The 16,528-nt window shown below is 42.0% G+C and carries 13 protein-coding genes; 12 read left to right on the top strand and 1 reads right to left on the bottom strand.

Annotated elements, in window-relative coordinates:
- Positions 1 to 47 precede the first annotated feature (47 nt).
- The 3 genes from B1K52_RS03750 to ptsG all read left to right on the top strand — a co-directional run bounded on the left by B1K52_RS03750 (position 48) and on the right by ptsG (position 3,768).
- Positions 48 to 542: a hypothetical protein gene (locus B1K52_RS03750; protein ID WP_077305466.1), complete on the top strand. Its 495-nt coding sequence runs from the start codon at positions 48 to 50 to the stop codon at positions 540 to 542.
- A 123-nt stretch (positions 543 to 665) separates the two neighbouring features.
- The gene (glcT, locus tag B1K52_RS03745; RefSeq protein WP_077305465.1) at positions 666 to 1,508 is read left to right on the top strand and encodes a glucose PTS transporter transcription antiterminator GlcT; all 843 of its coding nucleotides are present in this window, start codon (positions 666 to 668) and stop codon (positions 1,506 to 1,508) included.
- Between the two features lie 160 nt (positions 1,509 to 1,668).
- On the top strand, positions 1,669 to 3,768 hold the full coding sequence (gene ptsG / locus B1K52_RS03740; protein WP_077305464.1) for a glucose-specific PTS transporter subunit IIBC: 2,100 nt from the start codon (positions 1,669 to 1,671) through the stop codon (positions 3,766 to 3,768).
- A 115-nt stretch (positions 3,769 to 3,883) separates the two neighbouring features.
- On the opposite strand, the gene B1K52_RS03735 is transcribed toward ptsG, so the two are convergent.
- A complete protein-coding gene (locus tag B1K52_RS03735; protein ID WP_077305462.1) occupies positions 3,884 to 7,315 on the bottom strand; it encodes a hypothetical protein in 3,432 nt (1,143 codons plus the stop codon).
- 157 nt (positions 7,316 to 7,472) lie between these two features.
- Between B1K52_RS03735 and fabI the strand changes: the two genes are divergently transcribed.
- The 9 genes from fabI (at position 7,473) to B1K52_RS03690 (ending at position 16,502) form a co-directional block, all read left to right on the top strand.
- Complete coding sequence (gene fabI, locus B1K52_RS03730; RefSeq protein ID WP_077305460.1) at positions 7,473 to 8,255, top strand: enoyl-ACP reductase FabI; 783 nt, start codon at positions 7,473 to 7,475, stop codon at positions 8,253 to 8,255.
- 707 nt (positions 8,256 to 8,962) lie between these two features.
- Entirely contained in the window at positions 8,963 to 9,346 is a 384-nt protein-coding gene (locus B1K52_RS03725) for a GntR family transcriptional regulator (protein ID WP_077305458.1), read from the top strand.
- The gene (locus B1K52_RS03720; protein WP_077305456.1) at positions 9,343 to 10,239 is read left to right on the top strand and encodes an ABC transporter ATP-binding protein; all 897 of its coding nucleotides are present in this window, start codon (positions 9,343 to 9,345) and stop codon (positions 10,237 to 10,239) included. Before B1K52_RS03725 ends, B1K52_RS03720 begins: the two co-directional genes overlap by 4 nt.
- Positions 10,214 to 12,166, top strand: coding sequence for an MFS transporter (locus B1K52_RS03715; RefSeq protein WP_077305454.1), 1,953 nt, complete (start codon positions 10,214 to 10,216; stop codon positions 12,164 to 12,166). Before B1K52_RS03720 ends, B1K52_RS03715 begins: the two co-directional genes overlap by 26 nt.
- A gap of 3 nt (positions 12,167 to 12,169) precedes the next feature.
- Entirely contained in the window at positions 12,170 to 12,712 is a 543-nt protein-coding gene (locus B1K52_RS03710) for an RNA polymerase sigma factor (protein WP_077305452.1), read from the top strand.
- Positions 12,713 to 12,840: 128 nt separating this feature from the next.
- Positions 12,841 to 13,776, top strand: a complete 936-nt coding sequence (locus B1K52_RS03705) for a nucleoside hydrolase (RefSeq protein ID WP_077305451.1) — start codon at positions 12,841 to 12,843, stop codon at positions 13,774 to 13,776.
- 156 nt (positions 13,777 to 13,932) lie between these two features.
- Positions 13,933 to 14,778: an STAS domain-containing protein gene (locus B1K52_RS03700; protein ID WP_077305450.1), complete on the top strand. Its 846-nt coding sequence runs from the start codon at positions 13,933 to 13,935 to the stop codon at positions 14,776 to 14,778.
- A gap of 18 nt (positions 14,779 to 14,796) precedes the next feature.
- Positions 14,797 to 15,696 (top strand): alpha/beta fold hydrolase, encoded by a 900-nt coding sequence (locus B1K52_RS03695; protein WP_077305448.1) that lies wholly within the window; start codon positions 14,797 to 14,799, stop codon positions 15,694 to 15,696.
- Positions 15,693 to 16,502, top strand: coding sequence for a histidinol-phosphatase (locus tag B1K52_RS03690; RefSeq protein WP_077305446.1), 810 nt, complete (start codon positions 15,693 to 15,695; stop codon positions 16,500 to 16,502). Before B1K52_RS03695 ends, B1K52_RS03690 begins: the two co-directional genes overlap by 4 nt.
- The last annotated feature ends 26 nt before the right edge of the window (positions 16,503 to 16,528 follow it).

The following is a 16,528-nucleotide window of genomic DNA, read 5'->3' as shown; positions in this document are numbered from 1 at the left end:
CAGTCATGCTATACTGTTGTCATAACACAGACAGGAGTAAGAACAGCATGTTAAACAAATACGATCATTATTATGGTGCCTTCCTTTCAAAACTCGTATCCATGCAGATTGTGCCTGCTTTAATCGAAGAAAGTAAGGAAAGGCGCGTTTATCAATTGGAAACTGGCGCAAACCGAATGAAGGTATACTCCAAATATGCGACGAGTGCCACAAGTACATGGAACTTCCGCTTTTCTGAGGAAGAACGCGATCGGCTGCTGCAATGGTCGGCGGAAGAGCGAAAGCAGTTATTTGTGTTAATTTGCAGCAAAAAGGACCTCTTAGGCGGAGAAATTGCAATTTTGACTTTTGATCAGCTGCTGGCGTGTATGGATGTCAGGGATAAGTACAAAGAAGCCAGCTGCCGTGTAGCGATAAAGAAAAAGAAGCATAGTCCATTCCTTTATGCATATGGAACTTCCCGCAGCTTGGATGATGCACTGCCAATCACACGGAATTTCGCTGATTTATTATTGCATAGATCTATTCCGGAACCAGTATAAAGAAGTGTATAGCGAAAAGAGCTATACACTTCTTCTGAACTAGGAAGAAAGCGGATACAGAAGATTATACAAAGGTCTAAATATCTATTACAATAGCAATAGAAATAATAAAGGGGATAGCTTATGGGGAGAACCTTTTCGGTGCAAAAGGTGTTAAACAATAATGTACTGATTGCCAATAACCAGGAAGAAAAGGAAGTTGTGCTGATTGGCAAAGGTGTCGGCTTTGGCAAAAAGGCCGGGAGCGAATTAGAAGATGGCGAATTCGAGAAGCTGTTTGTGCTGCAGGATGAGAAAGAGCAAACGAGCTACATGCAAATGTTGGATCACATCGATGAAGAGCTGGTAGCAGTGATGAACGATGTCATTTATATGATTGCTGAACAAATGGGGCAGCCGCTTAACGAACATATCCACATTGGCTTGACCGATCATTTGGCTTTTGCGATGAAGCGTCTGGAGCAAGGCCTCGATATAAAAAATCCATTCGCCGTAGAAACGAAGTTCATTTACCCGAATGAATACAAAGTAGCGAGTGAGGCGGTAGCGCTTTTAAATGATCGGCTTGGTATCCAACTGCCGGAAGGGGAAATTGGCTTTATCGCCCTGCATATTCACAGTGCTTGTATTAACCAACCGGTTGGGGAATTAAGCCAATATACGAGATTGATTGCGATGATGTTTAAGGTGATTGAAGACAGTCTAGCTATTACAGTAGATCGGGAGAGCATCCATTATATTCGGCTTGTTCGGCATATTCGATTTACAATCGATCGGATAAAGCAGGGAGAGCAAGTTCGGGAGCCGGAAAAAATCTTGAATCTATTGAAAACAGAATATCCATTGTGCTATAATACTGCCTGGAAGCTAGTCAAAATATTACAGCAAACGTTAAGACGTCCAGTACAAGAAGCAGAGGCGGTCTATCTCACTTTGCATTTGTACCGTTTGACCAATAAAATATAATGTGCATGGTATTTATACGTGTAACTTATTCGATTAGGCATGAGGATAAAAGAATGCACAAGAAGAATCTGATTCTTTTTGTGTTACTTACTTTATCTCTCATGTCTTTTTTAATGTTTCTATGTAAACGCCATCAAATTGTTGTTATCTTGGAGGTTTAATGATGAAAAATGCATTTGGTATTCTGCAAAAGATAGGTCGGGCGCTTATGATTCCTGTTGCAATCTTGCCAGCGGCTGGTATTTTACTTGCGTTAGGAGATGCGCTGCAGAATCCGGATCTGTTACAGGCTGTTGAATTCTTGAACAGTTCCTGGGTGCAGCTGATTGCCACAGTTATGCAAAGTGCCGGAGATATCGTCTTTGCTAATTTGCCCTTACTGTTTGCAGTAGGTGTAGCAATTGCTCTCACCAATGGAGATGGTGTAGCGGGTATTGCTGCAATTATCGGTTATCTGATTATGAACGCCACAATGAGTGCTGTACTAATTGCCAATGGAAGTATCCCTTCTGATGCAGTAGAGCGTGCAGTATTCTTTAGCGGAAATCACCCAGCGTACACGATGATGCTGGGCATACCAACGCTCGCAACGGGCGTATTCGGAGGTATTATTGTCGGTGTACTGGCAGCCGTTATGTTTAATAAATTTTACAAAATTGAATTACCACAATACCTAGGTTTCTTTGCTGGAAAGCGATTCGTACCAATTGTCACATCACTTGCTGCCTTGCTGCTCGGTGTAGGAATGCTAGTTATTTGGCCGCCAATCCAGCATGTGTTAAATAACTTTTCGAATGGGTTGTTATCTTCGAACTTGACGCTGACAGCCTTCATATTCGGTGTCATAGAGCGCGCATTGATTCCATTCGGCTTGCATCATATTTTCTATTCGCCGTTCTGGTATGAGTTCTTCAGCTATACAAATACAGCTGGGGAAGTGATTCGCGGCGATCAACGAATCTTTATGGAACAAATCAGAGATGGAGCAGAGCTGACAGCAGGTACATTCATGACAGGAAAATATCCTTTCATGATGTTTGGTTTGCCAGCAGCAGCTTTGGCTATCTATCACGAAGCAAGTCCTGCAAGAAAAAAGATAGTCGCTGGTCTGATGGGTTCCGCAGCATTGACTAGTTTCTTGACAGGTATAACAGAACCACTTGAGTTCTCCTTCTTGTTCGTGGCACCGTTGCTGTTCGCAGTACATTGTGTATTTGCAGGTCTTTCCTTCATGACGATGCACATTCTGAACGTCAAGATTGGAATGACTTTCTCTGGCGGATTTATTGATTTCTTTCTGTACGGCATTTTACCAAATCGGACGGAGTGGTGGCTTGTCCTTCCGGTTGGTATCGTCTTTGCAATAATCTATTATTGCGGATTCCGTTTCGCAATCCGCAAATTTAATCTCATGACACCAGGCCGTGAAAAAGCAGAAGAGAACGAAAAAACTAGAAGTGGCTCCCATTCCGGTACGTTTGCTTATTATGTTTTGGAAGCGATGGGTGATAAAGAAAATATCAACCACATGGATTCGTGTATTACACGCCTTCGTGTCACAGTAAACGATAAGACGAATGTCGACAAAGGAGCGCTGAGAAAACTCGGTGCTGCTGGTGTAATGGAAGTTGGCAACAACATACAAGTTATCTTTGGACCAAAATCAGAAGGCTTAAAAGAGCAGATGCAGGATATTATTCTCGGGAAGATGCCAAGACCACTGGTAGAAGCTGTGCCAACACAGGGAGTGGGAAACTCATTAGAGGAAATGATAAAAAGACCCTTTGAAAATGACCCAGATGCGCATGTCTTTGTTATCCCGATGTCCGGAACACTTCGTACTTTAGAGGACGTACCAGATATTGTTTTCTCTGAAAAAATGATGGGAGACGGGTTTGCTATTGAACCGATGGATGGAATTGTCGTTTCTCCGATTAACGGAAAGGTGATCAATGTTTTTCCGACAAAACATGCAATTGGGCTGCAAGCGAATAATGGCCGTGAAATTCTGATCCATATCGGTTTGGAAACAGTCAATTTGAGAGGGACGGGCTTTGAGGTTTTCGTAAAAGAAGGAGAGCAAATAACTGTCGGACAAAAGCTGGCTGAAGCTGATTTATTAAAAATCAAACCACATGTACCGTCTTTAATTACACCAGTTGTCTTCACGAATCTGGGAGCGGGAGAAAGAATTGATTTCCGAGAAGGTGAACAGGTGAAGATAGAGCAAGCGAATAAAATAACGATTGCATCTTATTAAATTGAAAACAGCTATAGCCTTGGTGCTATAGCTGTTTCTACATACGTTTCTTTGTGTTTAGATGCTTACTTGTGAAATTAGTAAAATGCAGCACTGGATCTCCATAATAATCTTCTTACTTATAGTTCTCCAGCCACTGCTTCCATCTTGCCTTACCTGCTTGAAGCAAGGATTCAGCTGTACGGGCGTGTTTATGTTTTTGATATTCAATATAACTTGCAGATGCGATTAACAAGAAGCCTGCACCAATCAAGTATAGCCACCACGGTGCACTGCCCCATAACGGGCGTGTTTGGAAAAATAAATTGAAGACAACTGTAATCGTTCCTGTAAGGAAATATGCTCGATACTTTCGTATAAAACCGACGATTGCAGCAAGTAAGGAAATGCTTCCTAATGACAAAGCATCATAAATCGTCATACTTGCTAATCCATCCAGAACGAGAATACCAAATCCGATAGCCAGTAAAATCAGCTCAATATGCGGTGTTACGTCTGGGTCGTAGAAGAAAACGCGTAAGATGATGAGCACCAGCAAAGCAATTGGTACGATATAAAGCTCCGTTAGTAGGTACGGACTGATAGCAAGGTTTTGCAATAGCAGCAAATATGGATATAGACAAGCGAACAATGATCCAAGTCTGACATAACGCCGCTCAGCTGCAGGGTTTGTATTTACACTAATAGCAAATAACATCGCCGGGACTGTTAAACTGAACAGTACCTCTGCAAGGCCTGATTGATAAGCCATGACGCCTGTCAGACTGCCGATTATTGTATAAACGATGGCACCAATACGGTACGTATCTGCTTTTTCCAAAACAAACTTAGCATCACTTGCAATGACGACCGATTGATATTGCGTAAAGCTCGTTGCAATTAATGCGATAGCGCCAGCAAGTAGTAAGTATGCTGTGCGGATTTCCTCTCCAATTGTTCCGTAAAGGAGCAAGATGGCTAAAAGCAAGAGCAATGTGACATAAGACATGAACATTCGCTGCCAATGATGCTGTTGATAAATTGCAATGACGCCGACAACGATAGAGAGCAGGACGATTTCCCACGAAAACAAAACGGTAAGCTCAGCCACTGCAAACAATAGGATAACATTGTATACAATTAAAAGACTTAACCTCAAGAATGCCTGCCATCCAGGCAGAAACCTATAAATAGCGGCTATGCAAATCGCCGTAATGGCAGCTGCTAATGTCAGGAGGTGAGACAAATCTGTATAGTCGCTTAAGTGTATGACAGCGATGAGGAATAAGATAGTGATACTAACACCTGCAAAAGTGTTTTTCTCTATTGTGCGCTTTGCATGATAAGCGGACACAGCGAGATGCAGGAATGGGACGAACAGCCATGCTGGCGGGATGGAGTCGAAGCTCTCTAAGCCCAATACCCACATGATAGAGAATAGATTGATAATGTGACTGCACCAAAAGAAATACAAAGCACCAACTTTAGCTTTCTTATCAATTAAGATACTGACTGTCAGCAGTGCTGCACCCCAGAATAGTACATAAGCTGTTAAAGTATTTGATTCTGAGATGTTGAACAGGTTTTGCAGAGATCCATATGCCAAGAGCAGGGCGACTAGTACGGATGCCCACAATGCGTTTTTGCGGAATACATATAAAGAAGCGAACTGCACGATAACACTAATAAATGAAACAATGGATATTGTCGGTGCCGGCAAATCCCATGATAGAAATGCTAGTATCGTTGCCAAGCTCTGAAAGATCTGGCCGGTCAGGAAGAATGATAGAGATAGCGGCTGATGGTGATAACGTCGGAATAGAAGAGCTGCTATCACAGTTACCAGCGCAATGCATGTCATATGGCCAGGAATGCCAAAGTGCTGCTGGTAATAGTCGCTTTCTACGTACAGTCGGTAACCAGCTAGAATCAGGGCTGCAATAAAGCTTACAGGTGTAATAATCTTGCTGCATAACACAACGTCTTTATGCCCTTTTTGATAACAGAAGAAGCCGGCAGCTGCTGTTAATAGAAGCAGGTAGCTGTTTGCTTCATAATAACCATAGTTGTGATTTACGAGCAGCAGCGGAATAACGGACCCGACGGCTGCCCAACTGACAGTACGCTGATAAAGCTTTATATAATTGAACCTTCGTGGCCAGATATAGCAGTATACAAGACCAAGAAACGCAAGCGTTGCAAAAATACTTGTTCGCAGCCAAATTGGCGCATCCAGCATATGAAGCATCCAGTATGTGATAACGATGAACAAACCAGTGCTCGGATAACTGTAATGGGTATGACGCTGGGATATTGTCCAGACTGTATATTGAATAAATAGGAATACAACCCCGAGTAAATACGCCCAATCAAAAGAATATACACCAGTTAAAGACGTGAAAATAATAAAAAGAAAACCGTTAATGCTATGAATCAAGCTTTCGTAGCTAATCTTCAGCCATCTTGGTAAATGCCAGGATAGGAGCACAAGGGTAAAGCCGAGTGCCAGAAACTGTCCGAGGAACATATTGAAGTATGAATCAATCTCCAATAAAAGCAGTACACCGCTTATCAAAGTGAATACCATAAACCCAAAATGATATAGCTTGCTGTAGTTTTTAGCTGCCAGGATGAGTGCGCTAATACCGATTACTAGTAAGGTCAAATCATAGATAACAGCGGTACTCATCAGAACGATTGTAATAAATGCCTCGGTACCAAGCTTCATCTGCAGGTAATAAGGCCAATACTGCTGCAGTAATGGAAGAGGAAAAGATTTACGAATAGGCCGTTCAAATACTAGTAACAGCAAATTCGCTAGCTGCAGACAGAATAGAAAGGCACTGTACGTTGTTGTAACGTAAAGCATTGCTGAAATAAAGGTGGTTGATAAGCCTGCATAAGTTACCCAAATGAATGCTTTGGAACTCGTGCGTACGGCGACCGCGTAGTACAACGCAGTACAGCCTAATGCTGCGACGGTTCCGACTAGAGCGGCTCCATCACCGCCAAACGACAAATAGCTGCCAAACAGCTGATAATAAGAAGCAGAGAAGATAACAATCGGAACAAATAATGCGGCAAGTATTAAGAAAGCAAAGGCAGTCTGCGGAATCTTAACTTTGTAGCTGATAAAACTCAGTCCAGCAAACAGAAAAGGAATTAAGCTAATCAGCAGCACTTTTCCTAAGGAAGAGAAGGTGCCCCAGTTTGAAGTGCCAAGGTACAAGCCGCCGAAGAACAGCATAATAATTCCGAGTACGAGTATAATGGTCAGATTGCGTTCTCGAATTTGTTCAGGTGTCTTTTGTTTCTTTTGCTTTTGAATAGGAGGTCTATGTACAGAAGAGGCTGGTGTTGTAGCAGCTAACTTCCGTTCAATGGAAGTGGTAGTATGAGGTACAGGCTGCGTTGTTGTCCGTGATTTGGAAGCATCAAATGCAACTTTTTTCCGGTATCCTTCTAAGGTGAATGTGTACGTTTCGTAAGAGATATAGCCTCGCTGATATAACTCCTGCAATCTTTCTTCAAAAAGATCCCCGGATTGATTAGGGGGTATCGGATACATGCTGTCACCTCAATTTTCTGGTTTTTATTACCATGTCTCATTATATAGAAGAGAGACTTGTCTGAAAAGGAGTGTCATTCCTTTCATTTCGGTTTTCTGTTATGATAAGCGATAGAAAACGTGAACAAGTCAGTTCATATTAGAAGGAGAATAAAAAATGAAGGACTTTCTACAATTACAAGATAAACATATCGTCATCATGGGTGTTGCGAATGACCGCAGTATCGCATGGAGTGTTGCACAGTCACTGCATGCAGCAGGAGCTAAGCTAATCTTTACATACCGCCAAGAACGTTCTGCTAAAAAACTGAACAAGCTGTTAGAAAAGAATGAAATGAATGCAGCAGTTATCCAGTGTGATGTGAATGATGATGAATCAATCACATCTGCATTTGCCGAAATTAAAGAGAAGTTTACAACAGTTCACGGACTTGTTCATTCTGTAGCGCATGCTCATAAAGAAGATTTAAATGGCGACTTCATTGATACATCTCGTGATGGTTATGCATTTGCGCAAGATACAAGCGCGTATTCGCTTGTGGCAGTTGCGAAAGCCGTGCGCCCACTTATGGCAGAGGGTGGTTCAATCGTCACAATGAGCTATCTTGGTGCTGATCGCGTGCTGGACGGCTACAACGTAATGGGTGTAGCAAAAGCTGCATTGGAAGCAAGTGTCCGCTATTTAGCAAATGATCTTGGCCCGGATAATATCCGTATCAATGCTATTTCTGCAGGACCAATTCGTACGCTGGCTGCAAAAGGCGTGCCATCTTTCAATGAGATTCTTTCCAAAGTAGAAGAAAAAGCACCACTTCGCCGTAATGTATCTGCAGAAGAAGTTGGTGACATGACGACTGGTTTGATGGGAGCACTTTCCCGAGGCGTAACTGGTGAAGTCATCTATGTGGATGCAGGTTTTAATATTATCGGCATCGGCTAATCTGTGTGTCAAGAGGCTGGGACATGACTGTTTAAGCTATATAAAAATCCAAACAATACTGCAATTAAAAGCAGTATTGTTTGGATTTTTTGCGTTGGAAACGAAGATGAGAGCATCGCTTCGGAAATACATTCCGCTTTCCTCCCGCGGGAGTCTCCGTGTATTTTCTACGCTGATTTTTGTTATAGGAAAAACGTGTAGGCAGAGTACGTAGACTCCTCGAAAAGATAGCAATTTTCTTGTCGGTATCTACTTCAAAAGCCATTCTTGTCCGACGATAACAGCTAAAGTTGGAAAGTAGCAGCCGTCAGAGAGCTGCATTAAAAAGTACGGATCTAGTTATCGTTCGCTTTTAGGATGAATTAACCTTGTTTTGTCCCGCTCTCTTTTTTCTATGGATTAAAAGGCGTCTTACCTCATGGAACAGGTGGCGCGTTATTCTGTTTTGACTGATTTAGAAATTAAGCCATTCTGGACATACTGCTAGTGGAAGTACAACGTCGGATGAAGGCGTTGAACAGGTAAAAGAAGAAAGCCATTCCTCGGATCCATATTAATTACTTGGAAAAAGTCAGATCTTATGATCTGGCTTTTTATTTTTTTGTAAAAGTGCTTTTCAACTGGAAAAGGGTAGTGTATACTCTGATGTATTAAGTGTACTACAACAACTAATACAGTTAATACAGAAGCCCGAATGAGGTGAATACATGTTTGAACTGGACTTGCGAAGCGGCAAGCCGATTTATGAACAAATCGTTGATAAGTTCAAGGAATTGATCATCAATCAAGTGCTGGAAACAGATGAAAAACTCCCTTCCGTGCGGGAGCTTGCCCAGCAGCTGACCATTAATCCAAATACAATTCAGAAAGCATACCGTGAATTAGAAAATCAGGAATTGATTTATTCGGTAAAAGGACGGGGGAGTTTCGTGAACGCGATTCGTGTACAAGTGGATCCGCAAAAGGTGATGCATATGCAAGAAGAACTGAAAAAGCTTCTGACAGAGGCGCTGTTTATCGGAATGACAGCCGATGAAATCCGAAGCGTTGTTGAGAACTTACTGCAAAACGGGGGAGGAAGCGACCTATGATAAAAGCAGTTGAAATCAGTAAGAAATTTGAGCGAAAGCAAGTGCTTGATCAGGTCGGCTTTCAAGTAAGGCCAGGAACAATTTATGGGCTGCTTGGATCCAACGGGGCGGGAAAGACAACCATTATGCGCATACTCGCTGGCATACTTAAACAAGACAAAGGCTGTGTTCTTATCGATGGGAAAGCCGTGTTTGAGAATGTAGAGATTAAACAGCGCATCATCTTCATGCCCGATATCCTTTATTTCTTACCGCAATACACCGTCAAACAGATGGGGAAGTATTATGCCGATATGTATACAAATTGGGATCAGCGGCGGTATGACCAACTGATTAGTCAATTTCAGCTTGAAAATAAAAAAGTATCTTCTTTCTCTAAAGGGATGCAGCGGCAAGTGGCATTCTGCTTAGCGTTGGCAGCCAAACCAGATTACTTAATTATGGATGAACCGCTGGACGGATTAGATGCCGTTGTAAGGCAGCGAATTAAAGGCCTAATAATTAATGATGTTGCCGAAAGAGACATGTCGGTGCTTATTTCTTCGCATAACCTCCGAGAAATGGAGAACCTTTGTGATGACATCGGGATTGTACATAAGGGCAAGATGATTCTTGAACGTAATCTGGATGATATGAAGAGTGAAGTGCAAAAAGTGCAATTTGCCCTTCGCAAAGGACAAGATACACAGTTCCTGAACGAGCTCAATATCCTTCACCAGGAAAAACGAGGCAGCATCCATCTGGTAATTATCAAAGCTGACCGTCACGAAGTAGAAGCTTTGTTTGCAGCCCAAAATCCAGTCGTACTGGACATGCTGCCATTATCTTTAGAAGAAATCTTTATCTACGAAATGGGAGGTGCTGGCTATGCCATCGAAAACATCCTCGATTAAGAAGCAGGTTATTTTATACGATTTGAGGCAGGTTGGCTGGTTGAGTGTGCTGTATTTTCTGGCGTTGTTCTTGATAGTGCCATTGAATATTATTATTAAATATTCAAACCAGAAAACAAGAGAGATCGTCATGGAGAAAGGGGAAGTGTTCCTTTACGTACCTGAGTTTCAATGGATCCTGTCCATTACAGTGCCGGTACTTCTTGGTGTCATTCTATTTCGTTATATGCATAAAAAACAGGCATCTGATTTTCTACATAGTATGCCAGTGAAAAGAAAGACATTGCTAGGCCACCATACAATAGTAGGACTTTTGCTGTTATTTGTACCGATTGGCTTGAATGCCATTATATTAATTACTATACAAGCGGTATCAGGAATTGGTGATTATTTTAACGCTAGCGATGTATTATCGTGGCTAGGCCTTGTTCTGTTCTTAAACGTGTTCATGTTTGTTATTACCGTATTTACTAGCATGATCACAGGGATGTTCAGCTTGCACCTTGTGTTCACTTATATATTTAGTCTATTGCCCGCTGCGGTTATGTTTCTAGGAACTTATAATCTCAGCATATTACTGGTTGGATTTCCGGCAGATTATTATTCTAAGTCAATGGTTAGAGCCTATTCACCTATAACTTATTTTTATGACAGATTCTTAACAAGTCAAACTGGTAACACGGTCTATTCTCAAGTCTCTTGGCTTACTTTGACTATCTATGCGGCTATAGCAGTTTTATTATACATAGCAGCGCATTGGTTATACGTTCATCGCAGATTAGAAGAGACCTCTCAATCAGTTGTGTATCCTTTTATGAGACCTGTTTTTCGTTTTGGCGTTATAATCTGTTTCATGATGACGGGAGGTATATTCTTTCACACTGGTTCCGCCTCACTAGGCTGGGCGATATTCGGATATATTGCAGGATCCTTAGCAGGTTTTGTCCTTGTGGAATCAATCTTATATAAGACATGGAGAGTTTATACAAACTATAAATCTTTTCTGGTGGTTGCCGGATTTATCGTTTTGGCTTTCTTAGCAACTTACCTTGTAAAGAATAACTACGAGAATTCAATTCCGTCTGTGGAAGAAGTAGAGAAGGTTTATTTTGGTGAATTTTACAATTATGAAGGTCAAGGGGTGGAGCCCGGCATGGAACCGCTCTATTTCACTAACGAAGATGATATAGAGCTTGTACAAAGATTGCAAAAGCAGATTATAAGTGCACCCCAAGACAATGCCTGGGAGTCAGAAGAATCTCGCTCAACATTTATCGTATATGAGTTAGAGAATGGAGAAAAAATTGCTAGATCATATTTCTATTCAATAGAAGATAATACCGAGTTAAAGAGACTGCAAAGTGAGGTGGAGAATTCACTCCTATATAAGCACGCCAATAATGCTGTCTTTAATCTGCCAAAAGAGGACGTTTATGCTGTCGATGTACAATCTAATAATATCAAGCAAAACAGCATTGCCGTTACCGATCCACAGCTTATTAATAAGCTCCATGAAGCCATTAAAAAAGATATAGAACTTTCCAGTTCTGAAGCACCAGAAGAGTTACAAACTTATTCGTTAGATTTTCTTACAAATAAAGATGAGGGCTTCTATTATACGTCATTTGATGATAGCTATAAGAATACAGTCCAGGTGTTGCAGGAAGCTGGAATTTATGATGATATAAAAGTTTATCCCGAGGATATTAGCAGTATCGAATTAAATAATTTTGACCGGAATAAAACAATTACGGTGAAGGAAGAATCAGATTTAAATCATATACTCGATCATGCGGTTTACTATAGCGAAGACGAAGACTCTTATTTTGTAACAGTTAACCTCAATAGAGGAAGCAGTATGAAGGAAGAGCTTTCCATAGAATACGATGATTTGCCGCAATCAATTAAGAATCAACTGGAGGAATAAAACGTGATTAGCGAATGTTATGCAAAAGAATCGATGTTTCAGCATATCTATTCGCTCTACCATCAGCGGGTGTATCACGCAGCGCAGAAGGTGCTGCGTGATTCGCAACTGGCGGAGGATGCGGCGCAGGAAACATTTATAAAGGCTTATCGTTATCTGGACAAGTTGGAGGAGGAATCGAAAGCTGGGGCGTGGCTTGCAACGATCGCTTCCCGGACGGCGATTGATATGCTGCGAAAAGAGGGAAAACGTACATTTGTTAGTATTGATTTGGCCAGCTGGGAGCTGGAGCAGCATTATCTGGAGCATATTGTTATAGAGGAAGTGGAGCTCCGAGAAACGAAACAAGAACTTGAGCAGGATATCCAGAAATTGAAACCAAAGCTCAAGGAAGTACTGGCGCTCCGATACATGGAGGATATGAGGGAAAGAGAAATTGCTGCTACTTTGTCCCTTTCCAAAGCCACAGTGAAGACTAGACTATATCGCGCAAAGGCTGCCGTAAAGCAGGCGAAATTAAATCGTGAACAAATTCAATATACTTAAGAAGGCACAAATCGAATTGGGTTTGTGCCTTTTTTACGAACTTTACGTTTATTTATGCAGGTTTTTTGTTTATAATTAAGTTGAAAATGCCGTTATTTATAAAATAATGTTCGGATTTGAGGTGTTCGATGAAGAAGAAACTGATCTTAGACGTAGACACAGGTATTGATGATGCTATAGGCATTTTATTAGCTGTCAAAAGTGAGGAACTGGATCTTATCGGTATCACAACAGGATGTGGAAATGTTTCCTTGGAAGCTGCTACAACGAACACTTGTAAGGTGCTCGATTTAATTAACGCACCTTCTTCTATTCCTGTGGTAAAAGGGAGTGCAGCACCACTCAAACGACAGCCGCACTTTGAACATAAAGTGCATGGAACAGACGGAATCGGCGGGGCTTTGCTGGATGTTATTTCAGAAAGGGAAATAACTCCTGGTGATGCAGCTAGTTTCATAATTGAAAAAATCATGGAAAGCCCGGGAGAGGTCTCCGTTGTTTGCACGGGGCCGCTGACCAATCTTGCGAAGAGTATTCAGCAGCAGCCGGCTATTGTTGACCACGTAAAAGAGGTCATATACATGGGTGGTGCTATCAATGGGATAGGAAACGTCACGCCTGTTGCTGAATTTAATACGTTTGCTGATCCGGAAGCAGCAAGCGTCGTTTTAGAGGCAGGTATACCTAATCTTACGCAAGTAGGTTTGGACGTTACGAAACATGCTTTACTTACAGAGAAGCATATTGAAACTATTACAGAGCCAGCTTTACATGATTTTTTGAAGCAAAGTACAGCAACTTACAGAAAAGCATTTTATGAACAAAATGGAATTTGGGCATGTGCAATGCATGATCCGCTTGCAATTGGTGTCTTCATTGATTCGACATTAGTGAAGAAAACAGCGTGCAGCGTTGCAGTAGAGACCAGCAGTAGATTTTGCGATGGCATGACTGTTTGGGATCGCCAAGGAAAATGGGGATTACCTGCGAATGTCCAAGTATGCATGGAGGTGGAAGCAGAGCGTTTCCTCTCTTTGTTGGTAGATGTGCTGAACCGTTCGTGAAATGTTACATGGGGGTATCCTTTCATGCGCGGGTATTACTACATAGTTAGAAAGAAGGAGTCTGCGATAGCAGGCTCTTTTTCATATGCTCTCATTAGAAGAGTGCAGCGTCTTCCGATATAATGAAAGCAAATTAAGAATACGAAGGGGTATCGCATGCCAGGACTAAACGAAGCATTATACGAATACATCATGGATAACGCTCCCAACATTACGGATCAGTGGGTCAACTTGCTCGGTGACTACAAAGATTCCATCTATGCCGAAGATGCAGGAGAGGAAATGCGTGCGAAACTTAGAAAACAGCACCGAATGACGATCGATCTAGTGGCCAGTGCCATCTTAGAGGATGAAGAGCGGTATAATCATAACGTCAAAATATGGGTCGAGAAAGTGGCAAACAGCCGTGTCGAAACAAATACGCCTATTCATGAAGTGCTGCAAGCAGTAGGGAAATCTGGCACAGTCATCTGGGAATTTATTGAGAAATTCACGGAGGAACAGAAGCAGGAAATCTCACCTTTAACGGTCATTCACTGGTCTAAGAATCTGCATCGTGCGTTAGATGAGGTTATCAATAAATTTACAAGATTTTATTATGAGCTGATTGACAGGAAAATCAAAAGCCAACGAGAAGTAATTAATAAGACAAGCTCTCCGGTTATACCGATTATGGATGGTATCGGTGTCTTTCCTTTAGTTGGTGAAATAAGTGGGAGGCGGGCAGAGCTTATTACGGCCGACATACCGCAAACATGCAAAGAGAACGGTGTCGAAACGCTATTTATCGATATGTCAGGAGCGAGTTTTACAGCAACTTCTGCAAGGGAAAAGCTGATACAAATGGTTCAAGTCCTGCGTATGCTAGGGATAGATTGTGCCGTTTCTGGTGTTCGTCCTGATATGGCGATGGCGTCGGATGGCGAGCGTGTTATATCAGACGTTATTTTTTATAATTCACTGCAGCAGGCTTTGGCGCAAAACGGTTTGACCCGAAATTAAAAGCTGAGGAGGATCCAGATGAGAGTCGAGCATATAACAGTGAAAGCAAATGGAATAAATCTGCACATGGCTGCAGCAGGTCCTAACGACGGGAAACTAGTGATATTGCTGCATGGATTTCCAGAGTTTTGGTACGGGTGGAAAGAGCAGCTTGTTCCGCTAGCACAGCAGGGGTTCCGTGTTCTGGCATTAGATCAGCGCGGCTATAATCTGAGTGAAAAGCCGGAAGGAACTGACAGCTATGTGCTGGATGAGCTTCGTGACGATGTGTTGGCAGTTATGAAAGTGTTTCAGCGGGATAAAGCAATTATTATTGGTCACGACTGGGGCGGAGCTGTAGGCTGGCATTTGGCTGTCACGCGTCCGGAAAATGTGGAAACGTTTATTGCTATCAATATGCCGCACCCAGCAGCCTTGCCTAAAGTAATGGCAACAAATCCACTTCAATGGTTCAAGAGTTCTTATATGGCCTTTTTCCAAATGAATGATGTGCCGGAAAAATCTCTGGCAGTGAATGATTACTACGGTCTCAGCATGGCGCTGACAAAATTCAGTCAGCCGGGCACGTTTTCGCAGCTGGATATAGATGATTATAAAGAGGCATGGGCAAAGCCTGGTGCGCTAACAGGTATGCTGAATTGGTATCGCGCCCTTACGGAGAAAAATAACATCGGCATATACGGCCAGAAGGAAGCTGTTATGGTCCATGTGCCAACGAAAATTATTTGGGGCATCAAGGATCAATTTCTTCTAAAAAGATTAGCCCAAGAGTCGGTCAAGTTCTGTTCCGATTATGAATTGGTCTACATTGATGATGCAACACATTGGGTGCATCATGAACAGCCGGAAATCGTCAATCGATTGATTAAAGATTTCCTGGAAGAAAACAGCCAAGTGGCAGAAGGAGTCGGAGTATGACGTTTGATTTGCATACACACCATTATCGCTGTGGTCATGCTGAAGGAGAGATTGAGGATTATATTAAGGCGGCAATAGACAAAGGGCTGCAATATATCGGCATAGCAGATCACTCCCCCTATTTTTATAGTGATGAAGATCAGCTTTATCCTGGTATTGCCATGCCAATCAGCGGCTTTGAAGCATATGTACAGGAAGTGCTGCAGCTGAAAGAAAAGTATAAAAATCAGATTCATGTATTACTTGGAGTAGAGAGTGACTTCTTTCCGCAGCATGCCAATCTATATGCAGACTATTACCGTAAATATCCATTCGATTATGTAATTGGGTCCGTTCATTACGTAGATGAAGTGAATATTTTTAAGCAAGGTCGTTGGGATGCACTTTCTGAAGAGGAGCACATTGCTGTGAAGGAGAGATATTACGATCTGATCCAACAGTCAGCTAAAAGCGGCATATTCCAAGTGCTGGGTCATATTGATGCAATGAAAGGGTTCTACCCAGCTTTCTCCGATATTCCTGCTGACCATGCAATTGACCAGGCTTTAAAGGTAATTGGTGAAGCAGGTGTTGCAATTGAAGTGAATACTTCTGGCGGGACAAAAGCTGTCGGTGGCTGGTATCCTTCTGATCGTATTCTGGAGCGAGCGCTTCATTATGGTGTAGATATCTCCTTTGGTTCTGATGCGCATATTCCTTCTAGAATAGGTGAAGATTTTGATAAAGTGAAACAGCGACTAAAAGAAATAGGTTTCAAAGAAATGGTTTATTTCGTCCAGAAACAAAAAAGATCTTTGCCATTATGATGACATTTTTTTGTTTAGCCTGATGA

Origin of the sequence: Terribacillus halophilus, from assembly GCF_900162685.1 — a bacterium.
In the GTDB taxonomy this organism is placed as follows: Bacteria; Bacillota; Bacilli; order Bacillales; family Amphibacillaceae; genus Terribacillus; species Terribacillus halophilus_A.
Note: the sequence above shows the minus strand (reverse complement) of the source record. Positions and strands in the feature narration are given on the sequence as shown.

What these genes read in the sequence shown, in the direction of transcription:
- fabI (WP_077305460.1), top strand. Translation starts at nt 7,473, where the DNA reads ATGAAGGACTTTCTACAATTACAAGATAAACATATCGTCATCATGGGT.
- B1K52_RS03725 (WP_077305458.1), top strand. Translation starts at nt 8,963, where the DNA reads ATGTTTGAACTGGACTTGCGAAGCGGCAAGCCGATTTATGAACAAATC.
- B1K52_RS03720 (WP_077305456.1), top strand. Translation starts at nt 9,343, where the DNA reads ATGATAAAAGCAGTTGAAATCAGTAAGAAATTTGAGCGAAAGCAAGTG.
- B1K52_RS03690 (WP_077305446.1), top strand. Translation starts at nt 15,693, where the DNA reads ATGACGTTTGATTTGCATACACACCATTATCGCTGTGGTCATGCTGAA.
- B1K52_RS03705 (WP_077305451.1), top strand. Translation starts at nt 12,841, where the DNA reads ATGAAGAAGAAACTGATCTTAGACGTAGACACAGGTATTGATGATGCT.
- B1K52_RS03695 (WP_077305448.1), top strand. Translation starts at nt 14,797, where the DNA reads ATGAGAGTCGAGCATATAACAGTGAAAGCAAATGGAATAAATCTGCAC.
- B1K52_RS03750 (WP_077305466.1), top strand. Translation starts at nt 48, where the DNA reads ATGTTAAACAAATACGATCATTATTATGGTGCCTTCCTTTCAAAACTC.
- ptsG (WP_077305464.1), top strand. Translation starts at nt 1,669, where the DNA reads ATGATGAAAAATGCATTTGGTATTCTGCAAAAGATAGGTCGGGCGCTT.
- B1K52_RS03700 (WP_077305450.1), top strand. Translation starts at nt 13,933, where the DNA reads ATGCCAGGACTAAACGAAGCATTATACGAATACATCATGGATAACGCT.
- B1K52_RS03715 (WP_077305454.1), top strand. Translation starts at nt 10,214, where the DNA reads ATGCCATCGAAAACATCCTCGATTAAGAAGCAGGTTATTTTATACGAT.
- glcT (WP_077305465.1), top strand. Translation starts at nt 666, where the DNA reads ATGGGGAGAACCTTTTCGGTGCAAAAGGTGTTAAACAATAATGTACTG.
- B1K52_RS03735 (WP_077305462.1), bottom strand. Translation starts at nt 7,315, where the DNA reads ATGTATCCGATACCCCCTAATCAATCCGGGGATCTTTTTGAAGAAAGA.